The 19,105-nt window shown below is 42.3% G+C and carries 15 protein-coding genes; 11 read left to right on the forward strand and 4 right to left on the reverse strand.

From position 1 onward, the window contains the following. The first annotated feature begins 35 nt into the window (after nucleotides 1–35). Both VB732_RS08630 and VB732_RS08635 read left to right on the forward strand, forming a co-directional pair. Entirely contained in the window at nucleotides 36–2,564 is a 2,529-nt protein-coding gene (locus VB732_RS08630; RefSeq protein WP_323230399.1) for a cyclic nucleotide-binding domain-containing protein, read from the forward strand. A 384-nt stretch (nucleotides 2,565–2,948) separates the two neighbouring features. Beyond that, complete coding sequence (locus VB732_RS08635) at nucleotides 2,949–3,287, forward strand: hypothetical protein (protein WP_323230400.1); 339 nt, start codon at nucleotides 2,949–2,951, stop codon at nucleotides 3,285–3,287. A gap of 479 nt (nucleotides 3,288–3,766) precedes the next feature. Here VB732_RS08635 and VB732_RS08640 read toward each other — a convergent pair whose 3' ends face one another. Together VB732_RS08640 and thrS are read right to left on the reverse strand one after the other, a co-directional pair. Further along, nucleotides 3,767–4,213: a hypothetical protein gene (locus tag VB732_RS08640; protein WP_323230401.1), complete on the reverse strand. Its 447-nt coding sequence runs from the start codon at nucleotides 4,211–4,213 to the stop codon at nucleotides 3,767–3,769. A gap of 409 nt (nucleotides 4,214–4,622) precedes the next feature. Further along, nucleotides 4,623–6,458, reverse strand: a complete 1,836-nt coding sequence (gene thrS, locus VB732_RS08645) for a threonine--tRNA ligase (protein WP_323230444.1) — start codon at nucleotides 6,456–6,458, stop codon at nucleotides 4,623–4,625. Between the two features lie 447 nt (nucleotides 6,459–6,905). On the opposite strand from thrS, the gene VB732_RS08650 reads away from it, so the two are divergent. The 5 genes from VB732_RS08650 (at nucleotide 6,906) to VB732_RS08670 (ending at nucleotide 9,237) form a co-directional block, all read left to right on the forward strand. After that, nucleotides 6,906–7,226 (forward strand): DUF2605 domain-containing protein, encoded by a 321-nt coding sequence (locus tag VB732_RS08650; RefSeq protein ID WP_323230402.1) that lies wholly within the window; start codon nucleotides 6,906–6,908, stop codon nucleotides 7,224–7,226. 298 nt (nucleotides 7,227–7,524) lie between these two features. Then, the gene (locus tag VB732_RS08655) at nucleotides 7,525–7,854 is read left to right on the forward strand and encodes a DUF2973 domain-containing protein (RefSeq protein ID WP_323230403.1); all 330 of its coding nucleotides are present in this window, start codon (nucleotides 7,525–7,527) and stop codon (nucleotides 7,852–7,854) included. A gap of 44 nt (nucleotides 7,855–7,898) precedes the next feature. Continuing rightward, a complete protein-coding gene (locus tag VB732_RS08660; protein WP_323230404.1) occupies nucleotides 7,899–8,048 on the forward strand; it encodes a hypothetical protein in 150 nt (49 codons plus the stop codon). Nucleotides 8,049–8,140: 92 nt separating this feature from the next. Next, entirely contained in the window at nucleotides 8,141–8,557 is a 417-nt protein-coding gene (locus VB732_RS08665) for a RusA family crossover junction endodeoxyribonuclease (RefSeq protein ID WP_323230405.1), read from the forward strand. Beyond that, the gene (locus VB732_RS08670) at nucleotides 8,557–9,237 is read left to right on the forward strand and encodes a hypothetical protein (protein WP_323230406.1); all 681 of its coding nucleotides are present in this window, start codon (nucleotides 8,557–8,559) and stop codon (nucleotides 9,235–9,237) included. The genes VB732_RS08665 and VB732_RS08670 overlap by 1 nt, the downstream gene beginning before the upstream one ends. Before the next feature lie 110 nt (nucleotides 9,238–9,347). On the opposite strand, the gene VB732_RS08675 is transcribed toward VB732_RS08670, so the two are convergent. Further along, entirely contained in the window at nucleotides 9,348–11,630 is a 2,283-nt protein-coding gene (locus tag VB732_RS08675; protein WP_323230407.1) for an amylo-alpha-1,6-glucosidase, read from the reverse strand. Nucleotides 11,631–12,477: 847 nt separating this feature from the next. Between VB732_RS08675 and VB732_RS08680 the strand changes: the two genes are divergently transcribed. From VB732_RS08680 to trpE, 3 genes are all read left to right on the forward strand, one after another. Further along, the gene (locus VB732_RS08680; protein ID WP_323230408.1) at nucleotides 12,478–14,487 is read left to right on the forward strand and encodes a DICT sensory domain-containing protein; all 2,010 of its coding nucleotides are present in this window, start codon (nucleotides 12,478–12,480) and stop codon (nucleotides 14,485–14,487) included. A gap of 143 nt (nucleotides 14,488–14,630) precedes the next feature. Beyond that, nucleotides 14,631–15,056 carry a photosystem I reaction center subunit II PsaD gene (locus VB732_RS08685; protein WP_323230409.1) on the forward strand — a complete coding sequence of 142 codons (426 nt, stop codon included), beginning with the start codon at nucleotides 14,631–14,633 and terminating at the stop codon, nucleotides 15,054–15,056. 98 nt (nucleotides 15,057–15,154) lie between these two features. Next, on the forward strand, nucleotides 15,155–16,684 hold the full coding sequence (gene trpE / locus VB732_RS08690; protein WP_323230410.1) for an anthranilate synthase component I: 1,530 nt from the start codon (nucleotides 15,155–15,157) through the stop codon (nucleotides 16,682–16,684). Nucleotides 16,685–17,175: 491 nt separating this feature from the next. Here the strand turns inward: trpE and VB732_RS08695 are convergent, their stop codons facing one another. Further along, on the reverse strand, nucleotides 17,176–17,409 hold the full coding sequence (locus tag VB732_RS08695; protein ID WP_323230411.1) for a hypothetical protein: 234 nt from the start codon (nucleotides 17,407–17,409) through the stop codon (nucleotides 17,176–17,178). Between the two features lie 719 nt (nucleotides 17,410–18,128). Between VB732_RS08695 and VB732_RS08700 the strand changes: the two genes are divergently transcribed. Next, entirely contained in the window at nucleotides 18,129–19,091 is a 963-nt protein-coding gene (locus tag VB732_RS08700) for an orange carotenoid protein N-terminal domain-containing protein (protein ID WP_323230412.1), read from the forward strand. Nucleotides 19,092–19,105: the final 14 nt, after the last annotated feature.

Genomic DNA, 19,105 nt, shown 5'->3' on the forward strand with positions numbered 1-19,105 from the left:
TTGTTATACATAACAGCCTACACGGAGAATTTAATATGACATCTCCAGAAACGGTTATATGGCTAAAGGAACGCACCGCTTTAGGAATTCTCTCGCCTGAAGTGTTAAATGCGATCGCACAAGTAATTGAAGAAAAAGTTGTAAGTGCCGAAACTGACTTAGTTAGGGAAGGCACTCCTCCAGAAGCTCTTTATATTCTTGTAGAAGGTCAACTCGAAAGCAATACCACCAATCAAACCAACCCAGCCTTAGCTTGTGGGTTCCTCCCTGGCGCTGTGATTGAACTCAAAGAATTGCTGTTGGATGAATTAACTCCATTCACAATTACTACAGTGACCGAATGTCACTTGTGGGTTGTACCTGCTGCTAAATTCCATGAATTAGCCACCCAATACCCCGAAATTGCTCAGGCTTTTTCTCGCCAATTGGCTCAAGAATTAGCTCAGGTAACATCTGCACTTGGCTATGAACAAGAACGTTCCCTAGCTTTGCGCCCATATTTAGTTACCAAAGCCCAACGGGGAATTGTCGGTACAAGTCGCTATGCTGTGCGATTGCGCGAACAAATTCGAGAAGCGGCGGCCGATCGCAAATCAGTGGATATTTTCGGAGAACCAGGGTTAGAAAAAGACAATATAGCAGCGCTGATCCACTTTGGTTCTCCAAAACGGCGAGAACCAATAATTAAAGTCAATTGCGGTATTCTCCAAACTAGCGGTGCAGACTTATTTGGTCGCGCTGGCGGTAAACCAGGATTGTTGGAATGGTTGGGAGAAGGTACTTTAGTTCTCAATAATATCCAAGAATTACCCGAAGAATTATTACCTCCCGTGACACAGTTGCTCAAAACTGGCACATATACACCCGTCAGTCGTTCTGGAGAACCAGCACCTAAACCTCGCCCCAGCAAAGCCAGAATTCTGATTGTTTCCGAAAAAACTCAGCCGACAATTGAACGCTGTATTGGTCACATCATTAAAGTACCACCGTTACGGGTGCGGAAAGCTGATGTCCAGGCACAGGTTGAATATTATACTAGTCTCTACATTCGTTCTAGAGGCGTTCCGAAACCGCACATTACCCCAGAAGCTTTGCGTCGCCTCCAGTCTTATGATTTTCCTGGCAATCTCAAGGAATTAAAAAATCTCGTAGAAAGAGCGATCGTCCAAGCAGAGGGCGCTAATGAATTAACAGAAGAAATTTTCTGGCCAGCCGAAACGAAGAAAAAACGATTTCGGGTGAATTTGTTAAATGCCTATCCTGGTTTGCGGCGGTTTTTGCGTAGTCCTTGGTGGCCCGATCGCATTAATTATGGTTTTACTGCAACAGCTTTTGCAATTATTGTTGCAGTATTATTTATTGGGCCACAAACCCGCGATCGCAATTTCGTCTTAAATCTATTTTGGGCTTGGTGGTGGCCGTTCTTCTTATTTCTCTTTCCCTTTTTGGGACGCATCTGGTGTTCTGTTTGTCCCTTCATGATTTACGGCGAAATTACCCAAAAGTTATCTCTCTGGCTATGGCCACGCAAACTCAAGCGCTGGCCAAGAGAGGAAGCTGAGAAATGGGGCGGATGGTTCATGTTTGGTTTATTTACCCTAATCTTCCTATGGGAAGAACTCTGGCATTTAGAAAATACCGCCTACCTCAGTGCTTGTTTACTACTGTTAATTACTGCTGGGGCGATGATTTTCTCCGCTCTTTTTGAGCGGCGGTTTTGGTGTCGATATCTCTGCCCCATTGGTGGAATGAATGGTTTATTTGCCAAACTTTCAATGACAGAACTCCGCGCCCAGCAAGGGATATGTTCTGCTAGCTGCACCACTTATCAGTGCTATAAAGGTGGCCCGCAAAAAGGCGAAGGGATGGAAACTAATGGATGTCCTTTATACTCTCACCCAGCGCAATTAGAAGATAACAGAGATTGTGTACTCTGTATGACTTGCTTGAAAGCCTGTCCCCATCGTTCCGTTGAGTTTAACTTGCGTCCCCCCGGAATTGAACTGTGGACAACTCATGTACCCCGCACTTATGAAGTAGCCTTATTGTTTTTGCTATTGGGTGGGATATATCTGCATCGTTTGCCAGAATTACAGTCTTGGTTGGGGTTGCAACTCGATTTGACTCAGTTTTGGCAGCATTTGGGATTATCGCTACTAGTGTTAATTATCCCAGCGATATTTACCTTTGGGGCTTATGGTTTGCTGAAACTGTTGACCTTTAACCGGAAGCCAAAATCATTTGTAGAACTTGCTTATGGCTATTTACCATTGGTTTTAGGGGGAAACTTGGCTCATTACCTGCGTTTGGGCTTAGGTGAAGGTGGACGGATTTTACCTGTTACCTTTGCTACCCTTGGTTTTAGCGGAGAACAATTACCAATATTGGTTGCTCACCCTGCCGTTATTGCCTTTCTACAAGGTGCAACGATAATCTTCTCAGTGTTGATGACTATGTTATTAACGCAAAAGATTGCCAAGCAACCACTGCGATCGCTCCTTGGGCAACACCTAGCTGCGATCGCTTTGGGAGTTAGTTTGTGGGCAATTATCGTGTTGTGGTAAAAAGATTCCTTTTTCAACACTCTACGGTGTACACACAAGTCTTCTAGAGTTGCTCCGCAGCTTTTTGATCTCCCTAACTCCCCTTAAAAAGCAGAGGGGCAAAGACCTCTCAAAGTCCTCCTTTTTAAGGAGGATTTAGGAGGATCTTGTACACAGATGTCTGTACGCCGCAGCCTACTAGGAGAGGGTTAGGGAGCGGTAAAGAAGGGGTTGGGGATTAGATCGTTATTGGATTCAACTGAAAACCGCTATATTCCCCTAAGCGATTTATAATCACTTGAGCTAGGTGCAAAATGTTAGTTAAAAACATTCTTCCCTACGAACGTGATAGAAAATACTTGTATGATTTATGATTTTTGACTCATAGTATAAGGATTACAGATAATGCATGTTATAAAAAGAGCGATCAAACCAGTAACCTATATATCATTCCTCCACATCTACAAAACTACTTGGGGGACGGCTGGTGATATTTGTTTAATCCGTGAGTCTGTCGCTGAAGAAAGTACAGCAAAGTTTATTGGTCACAAAATCCAACTAGCAATTCCAAAAGGGCTAGAGCGCGATCGCATCGCCAACTGTCCGATAATCAAAGTTGCGGGTAATGTCGGCGACGGACATCCAAAAGAGCATCCCTTGGAATGGGAGGCTTATGAAGGTGTAAATACGGAGCTAGCTGAAGCGGCCCTCAAACCTTGGGGCTTCAAGTTAATTGAGCTTTAATGTGGGTTGGCGAGTTGATCGGTCAACTCGCTACCCAGATGATGGCGGACGACGGTACAATTCAAGCCAGTGTTCAAAAGTAGCTTTTTGTAGTGCCGTGAGGCGTAAAGGGTACTGGTAGGTTAATCGCATTTTAAACTCCCTCGTCAAAGTAGAACGTTTCACCAAGGGTCGTGCCAGTCTTCAGTCAATATATTCGTCAATCGAAATATAAACACTATTAATTATCACAATGCCATTGCGAATGTAGCGTTCGCGTTAGCGTCTCGTAGAGAAGCGAAATGAAGCAATCCCAGCCCTTGCGATTGCTATCTCTACGAGACGCTCCGCGAACGCTTCGCTCGCAATGACTGTAATTAATTTTGTGTGGTTACTTAATTGGCTGTGATTTTAGGCATTAAAAATGGGTGAGCATTTTGCCCACCCAGAATAAATAGTTATTTGGAAGCCCCTAATAAAGAGACTTCTAGGCAAAAGGATTAATCACGTCTCCAATCGCGATCGATTTGATAGCGAAGGAAATTATCACGAATGTTGCGAAGGTTATTGTCGCGGTCATAGCGGCGATTGTTGTCGCGGTCATAGCGGCGATTATTGTCGCGGTCATAGCGGCGATTATTATCGCGGTCATATCGGCGATTATTGTCGCGGTCATAACGGCGATTGTTGTCGCGGTCATAGCGGCGATTATTGTCGCGGTCATAGCGACGATTATATCGGCGATCGTTGTCACGAACGTTGCGAAGGTCGTTCCGGCGGTCGTAATCACCATTTCTGTAGTGACGACTATGACGTTCGTAGTTACCGTAGCTATCAGACTCAGCAACATAAGACGCTGGTGTATTCGCCTCAGCTTTTGGAGAAATAGCCAAAGCTGATGCAGATGCTATCAAGCCAGCTAACAGAATAGAGGTAAAGCGGTTCATAATGTTAGTCAAAAATTATTGACATTAATTTATGCAAGTCCAGTCTGTTTAGGAAGAGCAGATTCCACAAGTCTTTAAATTAATCCTATCAGTCTTGAATAACTCGAAAAGTTTTCTTGAGTGCGGTGATTGAGAAAACTTTTGTGGTCTGTGATACTTTTTGACCTTCCAAATCTCATAAAAAGTTAAAATTAAAATGAGTATTTGAACTGGATGAATCCACCTTTTATCTCCGTCGCCGAGTATTTGAACTGGATGAATCCACTTTTATCTCCGTTAACTTAGGGTTTCAATCTACAAGTAGAACGCGATCGCACCCTTACCACAACCTACCAGCTAGCTAATGCTCCAATCCACGAAAAAAATGCACACCAATTATAATTAGTGTGCATCTGCGGTTAGATTTTATTTAGAAATTCTCGAACTTAGCGATCGCATCCTTCATCTTATCCACCACCTCATCTACAGCGATAACTCCCAATTCCCCAGAGGCGCGGGTACGGATACTCAAGGTATTAGTTTCCACTTCCTTAGCTCCCACCACAGCCATCACAGGTATTTTTTCTTTTTCTGCATTGCGAATTTGTTTACCCAAGCGATCGCCACTGGTATCAACTTCTGCACGGATGCCCAAGGCTCTCATTTTTGCCACCACATCTTTCGCAAAGTCTAGCTGTGTATCGCCCACCGGAAGTAATCTAGCTTGCACTGGCGCTAACCACAAAGGGAAATCGCCTGCATATTCTTCAATTAAGATCCCAATCAACCTTTCCAGTGAACCGAAAGGCGCACGGTGAATCATTACTGGACGTTTGCGAACCCCATCTTCAGCAACATATTCCAACTCAAAGCGTTCAGGCAAATTATAATCTACCTGCACAGTTCCTAATTGCCACTCCCGATCTAGGGCATCACTAAAGATAAAGTCGAGTTTGGGCCCATAAAATGCCGCTTCTCCAATCCCTTCAAAGTGTTCCATCCCCAAGGTTTCAACTGCACGGCGAATTGCACCTTCGGCTTTGTCCCAAACTTCATCGGAACCGATGTATTTATCACTAGCAGGATCGCGGAAACTGAGTCTAGCTTTAAAGTTCTTTAGTTGCAGCTTATTGAACACCGACAAAATCAAATCCACCACACTGAGAAATTCGCTATCTAACTGTTCTGGGGTGACAAACAGGTGAGAATCATCTACAGTAAAACCGCGCACCCGTGTTAAACCGCCCAATTCTCCCGACTGTTCGTAACGGTAAACAGTACCAAATTCCGCCAGTCGCATCGGTAATTCTCGATAAGAGCGTAACTCACTCTTATATATTTGGATATGGAAGGGGCAGTTCATCGGCTTCATAACGAAGCCTTGTTCCTGTGCAGCAGCTTCTTGATCGTCTGCCATTAAGGGAAACATATCTTCTTTATATTTCTGCCAGTGTCCAGAGGTTTTAAATAAATCTACTCTGGCGATATGAGGTGTTACTACAGATAAGTAACCCCGTTTTAGCTGTTCCTGTTTGAGAAAGTCTTCTAAGGTACTCCGCAACAAAGTACCTTTGGGTGTCCACAAAGGTAAACCCGGCCCTACTAAATCAGAGAATATAAATAATCCCAGTTCTTTCCCAAGTTTCCGATGATCTCGTCGTAGCGCTTCTTCTTTGCGTCGCTTATATTCAGCGAGTTGTTCTGAACTTTCCCAAGCGGTAGCGTAGATGCGTTGTAATTGGGCTTTAGTTTCATCTCCACGCCAATAAGCGCCCGCAACGCTTTCTAATTCAATTGCTTTCGGGTTTAATTCACTGGTATTTTCCAGATGAGGCCCCGCGCACAAATCCCACCATTCATTCCCCAGGTGGTAAATTGTGATTGGTTCGTTTTTGATATCTGCCAGAATTTCTAGCTTGTAAGGTTCCTTAATTTCCTGAATCCGGCGTTCGGCTTCTTCACGGCTGACTTCTTCTCGAATAACCGCCAACTTGCGATTAATAATCTTCACCATCTCTTTCTTGATGGCTTTGAGATCGTTTTCGCTAAATGGTTCTGGACTGTCGAAATCATAGTAAAAGCCGTTTTCTATCCAAGGGCCAATTGTAACTTGCGCCTTGGGAAACAGCTTTTGTACCGCCATTGCCATAACATGGGAAGCAGTGTGACGAATCTTTTTTAAGTTCTCCGATTCGCTGGTACGCGGTAAATAGATTTTTTCAACTTGTTCTGACTGTTGAGACTGATTTGATGAATTTGGCGACATTGGCTGCTGAACCGTTGGCGAGGTGATTACAAAAGGTGATTTATCTGAATCTGTAGGCTTATTCAACTATAACGGCTTTGGTTTTTGCTTTTTTCAGCTTTATTTTCCAACTACCGCATTAGTTTATCGCCAGGGAAGATAAATTTTTAATCGGTCAGCTGAGTAGCAAATTCAAGATTTTAGGCGTAGGCGTAGCCCGTCGTAGACATAGCTAAATTAGCTGATGAATTGCTACTCAGTATCAGTTACTTCTCCATGCGGTAGATATGCATACCTATCCAAAGTAACTGTACAAACCCAATAGCAAGACTATATAATAAATTCTGTATTATTTGTTACTAATCTTTACATTATTTGCAAAAGTAAGATTATAATAAATAAAAATAATGTTAAGAAACGTAAATAACGTTAATATTAGTAAGAAAGTTGGCAATATCCTTCTCATTTATGTCAGACTCAAATTTACCAGGGACTGAGTTGCTGAAAACGGTTTTAGAACCCCTGCTGGAAGATTTTCAGCATTGGTTCACGCGATCGCGCCATTTACTCGAAACTGAGCAGTTATCATTTATGAGTGACCAAGAGCAATCTGCTCTGCTCTTACGTATTAAGCAAGCGCAAGATGAACTAAGTACGGCAAAAATGTTATTTGCTGCAACCGATAAACAAGTCGGGATTGATATGGCAACATTAATGCCTTGGCATCAATTAGTAACAGAATGCTGGAATGTTGCAATGCGCTTTCGTCAAGAGCGTGGGTTTAACTAGATGGGAGCATCTGTTAAATTTCCGCAGACTACTTAGCAATGTCTAACCATGAGACGCTAGGGTATGTCATCGAAGATAAAGTACAAAAAGCTTAAGAATTTCTTAACATTATCTGGATTAACAAAATAATGTATCCTATGCTACCGTAAGTGGAATAACGGTTGACAAATAGCTTCATATAAATGTAAGCGCATAAAAGTGCGTTAGAGAGTCATCTTAACTGTGAGCCACAGTCTGGGCGAAACAAAGCGTTACACAAAAATAAGTTTTAAAAATTGTTGTTCTGGAGAAAAACCCGATGTTACACCTACTTTACATTCTTGCTTTTACAATCCTTGCATTTATAGCTGTTGGCAACTTAATTCGTAACTTGATCATGTTCAGTTTTGATCGGGAGCGAACTTACCCAACGAATTCCTCGCCAGTGAATAATCAAGGCAACTACGGTTATTATTCATCAAAAAAACAATTTGTACCCCATCCAGAGTTATTAGATAACGCAGGCAATTTAATTAAGGAGCCGCTTTTGGTAATGCGTTCCATTAACGTTGAAGATGCTCGCCAACATCTTGATGCACTTTACGAAGCATCCCCAGGACATAAAAGAGATAATTCTGAAGAAGCATAACGTAGAGACGCGATTAATCGCGTCTGTTAGCAGTTTGGGTGTAAATGATTGTTGTTTTTACATCCTTAATCTTTCCTATAGCAAAATTTTATTACCATCTGTTGAATTTAAGGCGATCGCATCGTTGGGCTGAAAAGTTAACATCATACTCGCCAGTTAATCCTAAAACCGTAGCACATTACTTATTGGCTTGAGAAAGACAAGAAACAGGTAGTAGTGATAATTCTCTGCTTGTATTCGAGGTTACTAGCATAAAATAAGCTGTGATTTATTATTTAAAAGTGCATTGACCAGATTTGAGTTCATAGTAGATGGCCCACCAGTATCACAACAGACTCGTAAGCGTGGTAAGGGCAATCGGCTTGAAGATTGGAAAAAGACAGTGCGACAAGAAGCTGAAAAATATTGGTCTTCGGAACAAAAAACGGCTACTGGATTGGTTATGCTCCAGATAACCTATTTCTATGATTCCGATCAAATGGATGTAGACAATATAGTGAAGCCTATTCAAGATGCAATTAAAGGATTAGCCTACGTCGATGATAATCAAGTAAGCGATCTCCTAGTTAGAAAGAGAGATTTGTCAGTTAACTTTAGAATAGAAAATATGACCTCGACGACATTGGCGGAAGGTTTTGCCCGTGGCAATGAGTTCTTATATATTGTCGTAATTGATGCTCCTAACCAGGAGGTAATTATTTGATGGAAACTTCAACCGCAAACTTAGAAAGAGAGCGATTGCTGAAACTAGCAGAAGAGTATCGTGAAAAGGGTTACGAAGTTTTTTTTCATCCAAATCCAGAAGACTTGCCTGACTTCCTTAATCACTATCGCCCTGACATGATAGTACGTCGGGGAGAAGAAAATGTAGTTATTCAAGTCAAGTCACGCTCCTCACTGAACTCTTCTTCTAATCAATATTTAGGTAATTTAGCTCAAGCGGTAGAAAAACATCCTGGTTGGAGATTTGAATTAGTAATGACCAACCCAGAGGATACAATGTATTCTCTCAAAGCAGAGACTTCTCTTCAAGAGCGTGAAATAGAATCACAGTTGCAACTAGCGAGGCAACTTACAACGCAACATCCAGAATTAGCTCTCCTATATTCCTGGTCTTTAGTAGAAGCAACTTTGAGACTTATAGCCCAAAAGGAGGAGCTAAGTTTACGAAGATTTGATCCAAGCTATTTAGTAAAGCAATTAGCAATTGAAGGTGTAATTTCAAAATCTGAGTATCAGTTACTAATGAATGCACTCCCATTACGTAATTCTATTGCTCATGGCTTCAAAACTACACAAATTACGCAAAACTCTGTATATGAATTGATCGAGCTTACAGAGCAGCTTTTAAGAAGTCTACACACTGCCGATGAAGGAGATTAATACTGCGTTGGTTGGAGTAGATAGTAGGACTAAGCGTAGGTTCTGAATTTCAGATCATATTATCAAGCATAAAATAGGGAGTAGTAAATTCCCTACTCCCTAATCTGTTTCTATGCTTCGATAACTACCCGCAAATTACCGCGTTTTTTCGCAACGCGACAAGCAGTCGTAGTCCCAGAACGCTCGAATTCTAAATCGAGGATGGTAGGGCCGACTCGCAAATTATGAAATGACAAGCGATTAATCGATTCTGGCAAAGCGGGGTCGATTATTCGCAAGCAGTTATTTTGAGCATCAGGCACTAAGTTAACCATCATTTGCAGCAGTTGGAAAACACTACCTGTAGCCCAAGCTTGGGGAGTGCAGGCAACAGGATACTGTACAGGGGCATTATCACCGTTCCGTTCGTAGCCGCAGAAGAGTTCTGGAGGACGTTGATAAGGTTGCTGACTAGTCATGTCAAATAAACCTTGGAAAAGTTCTAAGGCTTGATCGATAAGACCGAGCGATCGCAATCCCATTGCAATCAGAGCGTTATCATGAGGCCAAACCGAACCAATGTGATAACCCATCGGATTGTAAGCGGGTGACAAACTACTTAGAGTCCGAATGCCCCAACCATTAAACATATCTGGTGCGCGTAACCTTTCTGCCACGCTATAAGCTCTTTCGTGTGTGAAAAGACCCAAATGCAGACAATGACCAGGATTTGAGGTAATACTGCCTACTGGTTTGCCATCTCCATCCAAAGCCAAGGCGCAGAAATCCTGGTCTTCCACCCAAAAATCTCGATTAAAACGAACCTTGAGACTTCTAGCCTCTTCTAGCCAGCGATCTGCTAAATCAAGCCGCTTCTTCATCCTCGCTATTTCTGCTAGGCGTATTTTTGCAGCATAGACGTAAGCTTGCACTTCACAAAGGGCAATTGGGCCGTTGGCTAATTCTCCCTTGTGGTCTACAATACAGTCGTCAGAGTCTTTCCAGCCTTGGTTAGGAAGACCGCGTTTAGATTTACGGAAGTAACTGAGGTAACTGTTTTCTTTCGTATTGCGATCGATCCATTCCATTGCTGCTAGAGCATTGGGCCAAAGTTGCTCTAAGAGTTCTTGATCGTGAGTCCAAGCATAATGTTCGGCATACAGCATCAGCCACAAAGGAGTAGCATCAACTGTACCGTAGTATGGTGTGTGGGGAATTTCTTGACAACGAGCCATTTCTCCCAAACGTAACTCGTGCAGAATCTTACCCGGTTCTTCTTCGCGCCATTCGTCGTCAATTTTGCCTTGGTATGTCGCCAGTAATATCAGGGTTTCTTTAGCAATTTGCGAGTTTAACATCAAGGTTTGGGAAGCGGTAATCAGCGAATCTCGCCCAAATAGCGTAGAAAACCACGGCACTCCAGCCGAAACAGTCTTATGCTTACCAAAAGACTGGCGCAACAAATACATATCTTGCTCGGCTCGCTCAATCACTCGATTGAAAATGCTCTTATCTGAGCTAATGCGGGTAATTTGCTGTACCCAGTTTTGCTCCTCCATCAACTCAGCAGCTTTCGCCTGTCCTAATGTGATGGCGGCGCTTACGGTTGAACTAGATTGGTTGTTTTTCAACATATTCACCCGATAACCCAGCTTTTGAGTTTCGTGAGAAGCCAACTCTAGCTGCCAAACCGCAGTGTAACCCTTGAAATAGTCTGGTTGCCGATGCTGAAATAAAATACGGGATTCCATCACCGAATCATCCAGACCTTGATAGGCGAGTGTTAAAGATTCTTCCCTAAAAATTGATGGGTCTTTGGCTACTGGTGAAACGCCATCGACGATTCTTTCTTCAATCGTCGGTTCTACTAGACGTAAAAGCTTACCGCGTTTTTCTCTGTCGTAGCCCCGGACTTCAAATAAATCAACAAAATCTGCATCAAAGCTGATGCTTAGTTCAAAACTGACGGTTGTTGTGCTGTAGTTAGATACCTCTATTTCTTCAAATAGTGCCCCATTCAGCACCATTTCCCGGCGAATTCCCACAGTTTCGGCTCTTAGGCGTTCGTCGATTCTGGGGTTGGTACACAAAGCTGAGAGTGAAAACCCTTTTTCAGCAGTACTACTAAGAAGAACAGGCGATCGCCCTTCAAGTTGCAACTCCAAACGATTGAGAAATCTCGTATCACAACAAAACAGTCCCATGCTGGGATTGCTATCATTGAGGGAACAGCCAGAAATGTTCCCAATAGCATCTGTCACCAAAAATAAATCATCATCTTTAACCGTCAGTGTCGGTTGCGATCTTTCACTCACAACACAAGGCCACTCCGGGATAGGTAATTGTTCGGCAGGAATAAAAGTTTTTCCATCTAGAAAAATTTTTTCCGATGTCATTAGCGTATCCGGTGTCATTAGCCAAAGTTCCGTGTACAGGTTGTAGATTTTCGCGGTATTTCAAGTAGAGGTCTTTAACCCTCATAACTTGCAGAAAAAAGACTCTCTCTAAAACTTGTTTGAGCCATTGTAGCCAAAATAACTCTTACGTACTGCTGATTAAGTAGCTGTACTTAAATCAATATAAGCAAATATTTATAAATTTATATTTATTAAGTCTAAACTCAAGACTGAAAACTTTAAGAGAACTCCTTAGTCGTTAAATATTCTTAATATACAAGACATATAGAATAGTATACTCAGCAAAAATGCAAAATTCCTAATTTCTCTTGACTATAGGTAGCATTTGTTATGTACACTATTATACTTTGTTTTAAATATCTTTAATGTTTGGTGTTTTATTAGACAAATTTATGATAATTAATTAGTTGATTGATTCTAATCAATAGTTATGGATTGAATTATATGGTAGTAATAGTTTTTGAGTGAGCAAATTTATTTAGTGGATGCAAATATTAAGTAGGCGATGTCTATAGTGGGCTACTGCCAATGCCTGGAATATCAGTGGTTAGTAGACCAATAAGATAGTTAAAATAATACAAATATTTCTCTTTTGCTACTTAATACTGAAAGATTTCAGATGTGCAACCATATTTCAAAGTTAGTTAAGAATGTATATTGGGCTTAGTAGGTTGTCAATTAAAAAATCGATTAGGTAACAAAATGTTGCGCCTGCTTGTGCGGAAAGTGCTTTTTAGCGTTCTTTACATATTGCAACTCTCTATTTAACTTGAGAGTCCCTTGGAATTTGTACAATGCAGCTGTGACGTGGATCTTATCAAGGTTGAGCGTTTAACAATAATTCATGAGCATTTCGACTTCTGTGCTGAGTGATCTGCTAAAGTCCCTACCATACTTGCGGCCCCAGCTATATTTTAAGGCTTCACTAACGGCGCTCTCCCACGCGATGGAAGATCAAGTTTTGGCTGCGACTTTAGCCCAACCCCTTGTAATTGCTAGTTTCCAGCGAGAGCGATTCTACCGCCAAGAAGCTCATCGCTACCTACGACTTGCCTTGCGGAGTAACCAAATATACGTGTTATCTGCACCAGAAACGGATTTTACTAACAGTTCGGAACACTACGAAAAGGTCGCTTTTGAGCCAACGGATGGCTTAAGTCATGAGTGGCATTTGGTAGTGATTGCTGATAATTATGCAACTTGTCTAGTTTGTCGGGAAAGCCTTGGTTCTATTGCTAAAAACAAGCAACTACCGGAACTAAGCCCTAATCTGGATATAGACGCAGCGCGAAGATTTGAAGGAGTTTGGACATCGGAAAGAGGAGTTAGCCTGAAAGTCGCCGAATTGCTGTTAGACAGGATTTTGGTTTACAGGCCAGAACTGGCAAGTAAAATTGAGGAGGCACGTCAGAGGTTTGGGATCGGAGAGCCGCGAAGCCTTTCTGGAGCGGAACAGTTTAACGAATATGCTTGTGACATTGATACAGATCCCTTTGTGCAGCGCTTAGTCACTTACTTGCAAGCTAGTCAGTACAAATTGCACAAAGCTTACCGTTCCATTGCTGCCAAAGCACGAAAAGAACGATTAGTCAATTCTATTAGCACTGCCATTCGGCGATCGCTCGATCCTCACGAAGTTCTCCAAGTGGCGGCACAAGAATTAGGAGAACACCTAGAAGCTTGTCGCTGTCTAATTTACCGCGCTCAAGCCACAGATAGCCAAGCCATAATTGAACACGAGTTTTTGAATCCTGGTATCTTATCGGTTCGTGGGCAAACTTGGGAGTTACAGAAAAATTCCCTCTTTCAGGACATCGTGCAACAAGGGGAGGGGGTTTGTATTAGCGATACACTAAATGACCCTCGTGTTAACAATTCGCCAGGACTTTCCTTGATTGCTAAAAAGTTTGCCATTCGTTCTTGGCTAATGGAACCAGTATTTTATCAGGGGCGATTATTGGGCATTGTGGAATTGCACTATTGCCGAATGCCACCACACGAGTGCCAACCAGGGGAATTGGATTTAGTAGAAGCGATCGCCACCCAAGTCGGAGCAGCCCTTATTCAAGCGGAAGCCTACGCCAACTTAGAAGAACTTAACAAGCAGCTAGAAGCCCTAGACCGCACCCGCAGCAACCTTATAGCCATCACCGGACACGAATTGCGTACTCCCCTATCTACCATTCAAGTGTGCCTAGAAAGTCTCGCTAGTGAGCCGGATATGCCCTTGGAGTTGCAGCAAATTATGCTCAACACTGCTCTTTCCGACTCAGAACGGATGCGAAAATTAGTACAAGATTTCCTCACACTTTCCAACTTAGAAAGCGGTCGAGTGCAATGGCATCCAGAATCCCTCACTCTACAAGAGTGTGTGGATTTAGCACTCAGCCGCAATCGCACCCGTTCTTCAACGGAAAAGCCGCCCCAAATCAAAACTCAAATTGCCGAAAACCTACCTTTGGTTAGAGCCGATGGGGATTGGCTAGTAGAGGTACTAGCAAAACTCATGGACAACGCTTGTAAATTTACGCCCTCTGAAGGAGAAATCACCATTAAAGCGATTTTCAACAGCCGTCAAATGGTCGAGGTAACTGTGGCTGACAACGGACGCGGCATTGAACCGAATCGTTTAGAAATAGTGTTTGACCGCTTCTATCAAGAAGAGGGAGCGCTACGCCGTACCACTGGCGGGACTGGTCTTGGTTTAGCTATTTGTCGTCAAATCGTGAATGGTTGGGGCGGAGAAATTTGGGCAGAGTCAACTGGCAAAGACCAGGGTAGTCAATTTCACTTCACCATCCCCATTGTTCAAAATAGTCACGAGGAAAAGCGGACAAAAGTCAAGAGCAAATAGGAGTTGGGAATGGGGAATGGGGTAAATAATGACAAATGACAAATGACAAATGACTAAAAACTGTTACAGTCTATAACGCGATCGCAATATGATCCTGGTTGCAGTGTTACGATTCCCTAAAAACGTTGAGAGAACCGAACTTTATGGCAGAAACACTCTCTGGACAAACCCCGCTATTCGGTGGTCACACCGGTGGCTTGCTCACAAAAGCACAAGTCGAAGAAAAGTACGCTATCACTTGGACTAGCCCGAAAGAGCAAGTTTTTGAAATGCCTACAGGTGGTGCTGCTACTATGCGGAAAGGCGAAAACCTGCTGTATCTTGCTCGTAAAGAATATGGCATCGCTTTGGGTGGTCAGCAATTGCGGAAAATGAAAATTACAGACTACAAAATTTACCGAATTTTACCCAACGGAGAAACCACTTTAATTCACCCAGCTGATGGTGTCTTCCCTGAAAAGGTAAATGAAGGTCGTGACAAAGTGCGTTATGTAGACCGTCGGATCGGACAAAACCCCAGTCCTTCCAAAGTTAAGTTTAGCGGTGTTACAACCTACGACGCTCCGTAACTAGCTTTTAGTAGCTAATGGGTAATTAGTAATGGGTAATTGGTAAAAAAATAATTACCCGTTACCCATTACCAATTGCCAATTATTTTTGAAAAATAATGATTTTTCCGCATTTCTCCGAGTTTTCCAACCTAGCGCAACAAGGCAACTTTATTCCCGTATATCAAGAATGGGTAGCGGACTTAGATACGCCCGTATCTGCTTGGTATAAAGTTTGTGCAGGTCAGCCCTATAGCTTTTTGTTGGAATCAATAGAAGGCGGAGAAAAACTAGGACGTTATAGTTTAGTGGGCTGCGATCCGCTTTGGGTTTTGGAAGCAAGGGGCGATCGCACCACCCAATTAAACCGTGATGGTTCGCAGGTCGTTTTTGCAGGCGACCCTTTTGCAACTTTAGCCGAATGTTTAGCACCTTATCACCCAGTCAAGTTACCACAGCTACCACCAGGAATTGGCGGTTTGTTTGGGTTTTGGGGCTATGAATTGATTAACTGGATTGAGCCGCGCGTGCCAATCTATCCACAAGATGAGCGAAATATTCCTGATGGCTTGTGGATGCAGGTAGACCACCTGTTGATTTTTGACCAGGTGAAGCGGAAAATCTGGGCGATCGCTTATGCTGATTTACGCGACCCCAATGTAGATTTAAAAGTAGCCTATCAACAAGCGTGCGATCGCGTCACCCAAATGCTCGAAAAGCTATCTCTTCCCCTATCGCCAGAAAAAACTCGATTGGAATGGAAGCCGCCAGGAAGTAGAGGAGCAGAGGAGCAGAAAAGCAAAGAAACAGAGGAATACAAAAGTAATTTCACCCGCCCTGATTTTTGTACCAGCGTTGAGAAGGCGAAAGATTACATTAAAGCAGGCGATATTTTTCAAGTAGTAATTTCTCAGCGACTATCAACACCGTATACAGGCGACCCTTTTGCCCTTTATCGGTCGCTACGCCAGATAAATCCTTCGCCTTACATGGCTTACTTTAACTTTCAAGATTGGCAAATCATCGGTTCCAGCCCGGAAGTGATGGTAAAAGCCGAAACAGATCCAGATGGGGGAGTTATAGCAACGGTACGCCCCATTGCTGGGACACGTCCACGGGGTAAAACTTCCCAGGAAGATGCAGCTTATGCTCAAGATTTACTCGAAGATCCCAAAGAAGTTGCCGAACACGTCATGCTAGTTGATTTAGGGCGGAATGATTTGGGGCGTGTTTGTCAAAATGGTAGCGTCAAAGTTGATGAATTAATGGTGGTTGAGCGCTACTCCCATGTAATGCACATCGTTAGCAATGTTGTAGGTAAATTAGCACTAGATAAAACAGCATGGGATTTATTGAAAGCTTCCTTCCCAGCAGGGACGGTAAGCGGCGCACCCAAGATTCGGGCGATGGAAATTATCCACGAGTTAGAGTCTAGCCGCCGGGGTGTTTATTCCGGTGTCTATGGATATTACGATTTTGAGGGACAATTAAATACTGCGATCGCAATTCGCACAATGGTGGTACATGATAAAACAGTTAGCGTCCAAGCCGGTGCAGGCTTGGTAGCTGATTCTGAGCCAGAAAAAGAATACGAAGAAACACTGAATAAAGCTAGAGGTTTATTAGAAGCGATTCGTTGTTTACGTTGAATTCAAAACCTTGAAAACTGAGAAAAACACATACAAAGGAGCAAAGGAGAATAATAACTCCAAGCTTCTAAACTCTTGTACAGACGCGATTAATCGCGTTTCCCAACTTAGTACTCAGCGCTCATAAAAGCACACTGGTTTTTATTAGTTAATCGTAAAACTGGGCTTGATACAAGTACAGTAACAGTTCGATTTGCTGTATGAGAATCTAGACCAGACTTTAAAAGTTGATTGATCAATATTCTTCTATTTTGAATTACGTATGCTTTACTTTGAACTGCAAGATGTTTAGAAACAATTTCTGCTACTTCTAAACCCATGTATCCACAATACCTTGACAAATTAGGAAGCTTTATAAATCCAATCAACATCAAACTTGTTCCAGAGCTAAAGAAACTTTTTTAGACGTATTGAACAGGAAAAAGAAGTCTTGGTATTTAATCCAAGACCTCTATTGAACTTACTAGATAAATGAACAAACTTACTCATCCTCATTGGCTGAAGTAAATAGCCCAAATAATTCCAGTTACTCCAACAGCAATTAAGAGGTTAGTGAAAAATCGACCAAATTCAACTTCTTGCCCCAGTCCCTTATCGTCTTGACCAACACTGAAAAACAATGACCACGCTTGATTTACATTGATGGTCTCAAATTTGTTGAAATCAGGTCTAAAAACTACTGCTCCAATCAAATCTTTTCTGGGATAATCAAAATCAGTTTTCATAAGTTTGCCTCTAAATTGTTTTATTTGTCAACTGGAGAAAATTGGTAAATCTGAAGCGTCTTCTCTAAAAGCTAGAACATAAACTTTGGGTTCAAATGCAAATCTGTTGAGTTGACCGCGTTCTTAATTGTTATCTGTAAATGAATGTAACTTATTGTAAATATTTTTTGCAATACCTTGACATGGCATAAAAGGTGGTAATAACCGTACTAAGTAGGTAGGGCATTTTGGATTCGTGCGAGAAGACGAGCGATGTATGTATATGACAGCGCAATAGATTTGCTAAAGGATTGTTTGTGTAAATTTGATACATCTAGAGATGTGCGATGTCATAGATACACACAAAAGAATCAATTGCCTTTAATCCAACTTCAGTAAAACTTATAGTTTATATAAGTAGAAGTTATAAAATTATGGCTGAAGAAGTATTGCTTATTTGTAACGAACTTGTTATGTTTCTTTACATAGCGAAATAAAAACAACATCGTTGCGTTAAAGCACGTTGATCAAGGTTTTTTAAATAACTATGCAGTTGAGCCTGCAATTTGCCTTGCCGAGTATCTAAACTCAACGGCAACAAAATTGTCATGCCTTCAGTAGAGTAATGTCTACGATGGATTGTGTCCAAACTGTTGAGTGCCTTTATTAACAGCTAAACGCATTTCTCCTCCGTCTTTTCACATTTGATAGAACTGTAATTTTTTTAGGGAATATCTGCTATGTCTTTTACCATCAAGTCGGCTCAAAGTATCTTTCCTGGGACGTTAGTTGCTGACATTGTTCCAACTGTTGTCGGATCATTCTCTGAACTCAATGCCGAAGATCAACTAGCATTACTCTGGTTTGCTTATACCGAAATGGGTAGAAGTATTACGGTTGCTGCTCCAGGAGCAGCTAACATGATACTCGCACAAGGCTTACTTGAACAAATTAAGCAGATGCCTTTCGATGCTCAAACACGAGTCATGTATGATTTGGCTAACCGTGCTGATACTCCCCTCTGCCGTTCTTATGCATCCTTCACTGTAAACATCAAGCTGGGCTTCTGGTATCAGTTGGGAGAATGGATGGCACAAGGAATTGTTGCTCCGATTCCAGAAGGCTACAAACTTTCTCCCAAAGCTGCTGATGTGTTGGAAGCAATCAGGAATGCTGATTCAGGTCAACAAATTACAATTCTCCGCAATACCGTAGTAAGTATGGGATTTGACCCGAATGCTCCCGGTAGTTACAAAAAAGTATCAGAACCTGTGGCTCCACCAACAGCGCCAGCGTTTCGGACTAAAGTCACCATTGAAGGCATCAGCAACCCTACAGTTCTTGGCTATATCAACAACATGAATGCTAATGACTTTGAAGCTGCGGTTGCTTTGTTTCTTTCTGAAGGTGCTTTGCAACCTCCCTTTGAAAGACCGATTGTTGGTCAAGATGCAATCCGCGCTTATATGCGTGAAGAGTGTCAAGGGTTGAAAATGATACCAGAGCGTGGTATTGCCGAGCCACTGGAAGATGGTTATACCCAAGTTAAAGTCACCGGCAAAGTCCAAACCCCTTGGTTCGGTGCAAGTGTAGGAATGAATATTGCATGGCGGTTTTTGATCGATCCTCAAGGCAAAATTTTCTTCGTAGCAATTGACTTGCTTGCTTCTCCTAAAGAACTGCTCAACTTAGTACGTAAGTAGAAGTTAGATTAGCT

The sequence above is a fragment of the Nostoc sp. UHCC 0252 genome (genome assembly GCF_034931145.1).
Classification (GTDB): Bacteria; Cyanobacteriota; Cyanobacteriia; order Cyanobacteriales; family Nostocaceae; genus Nostoc.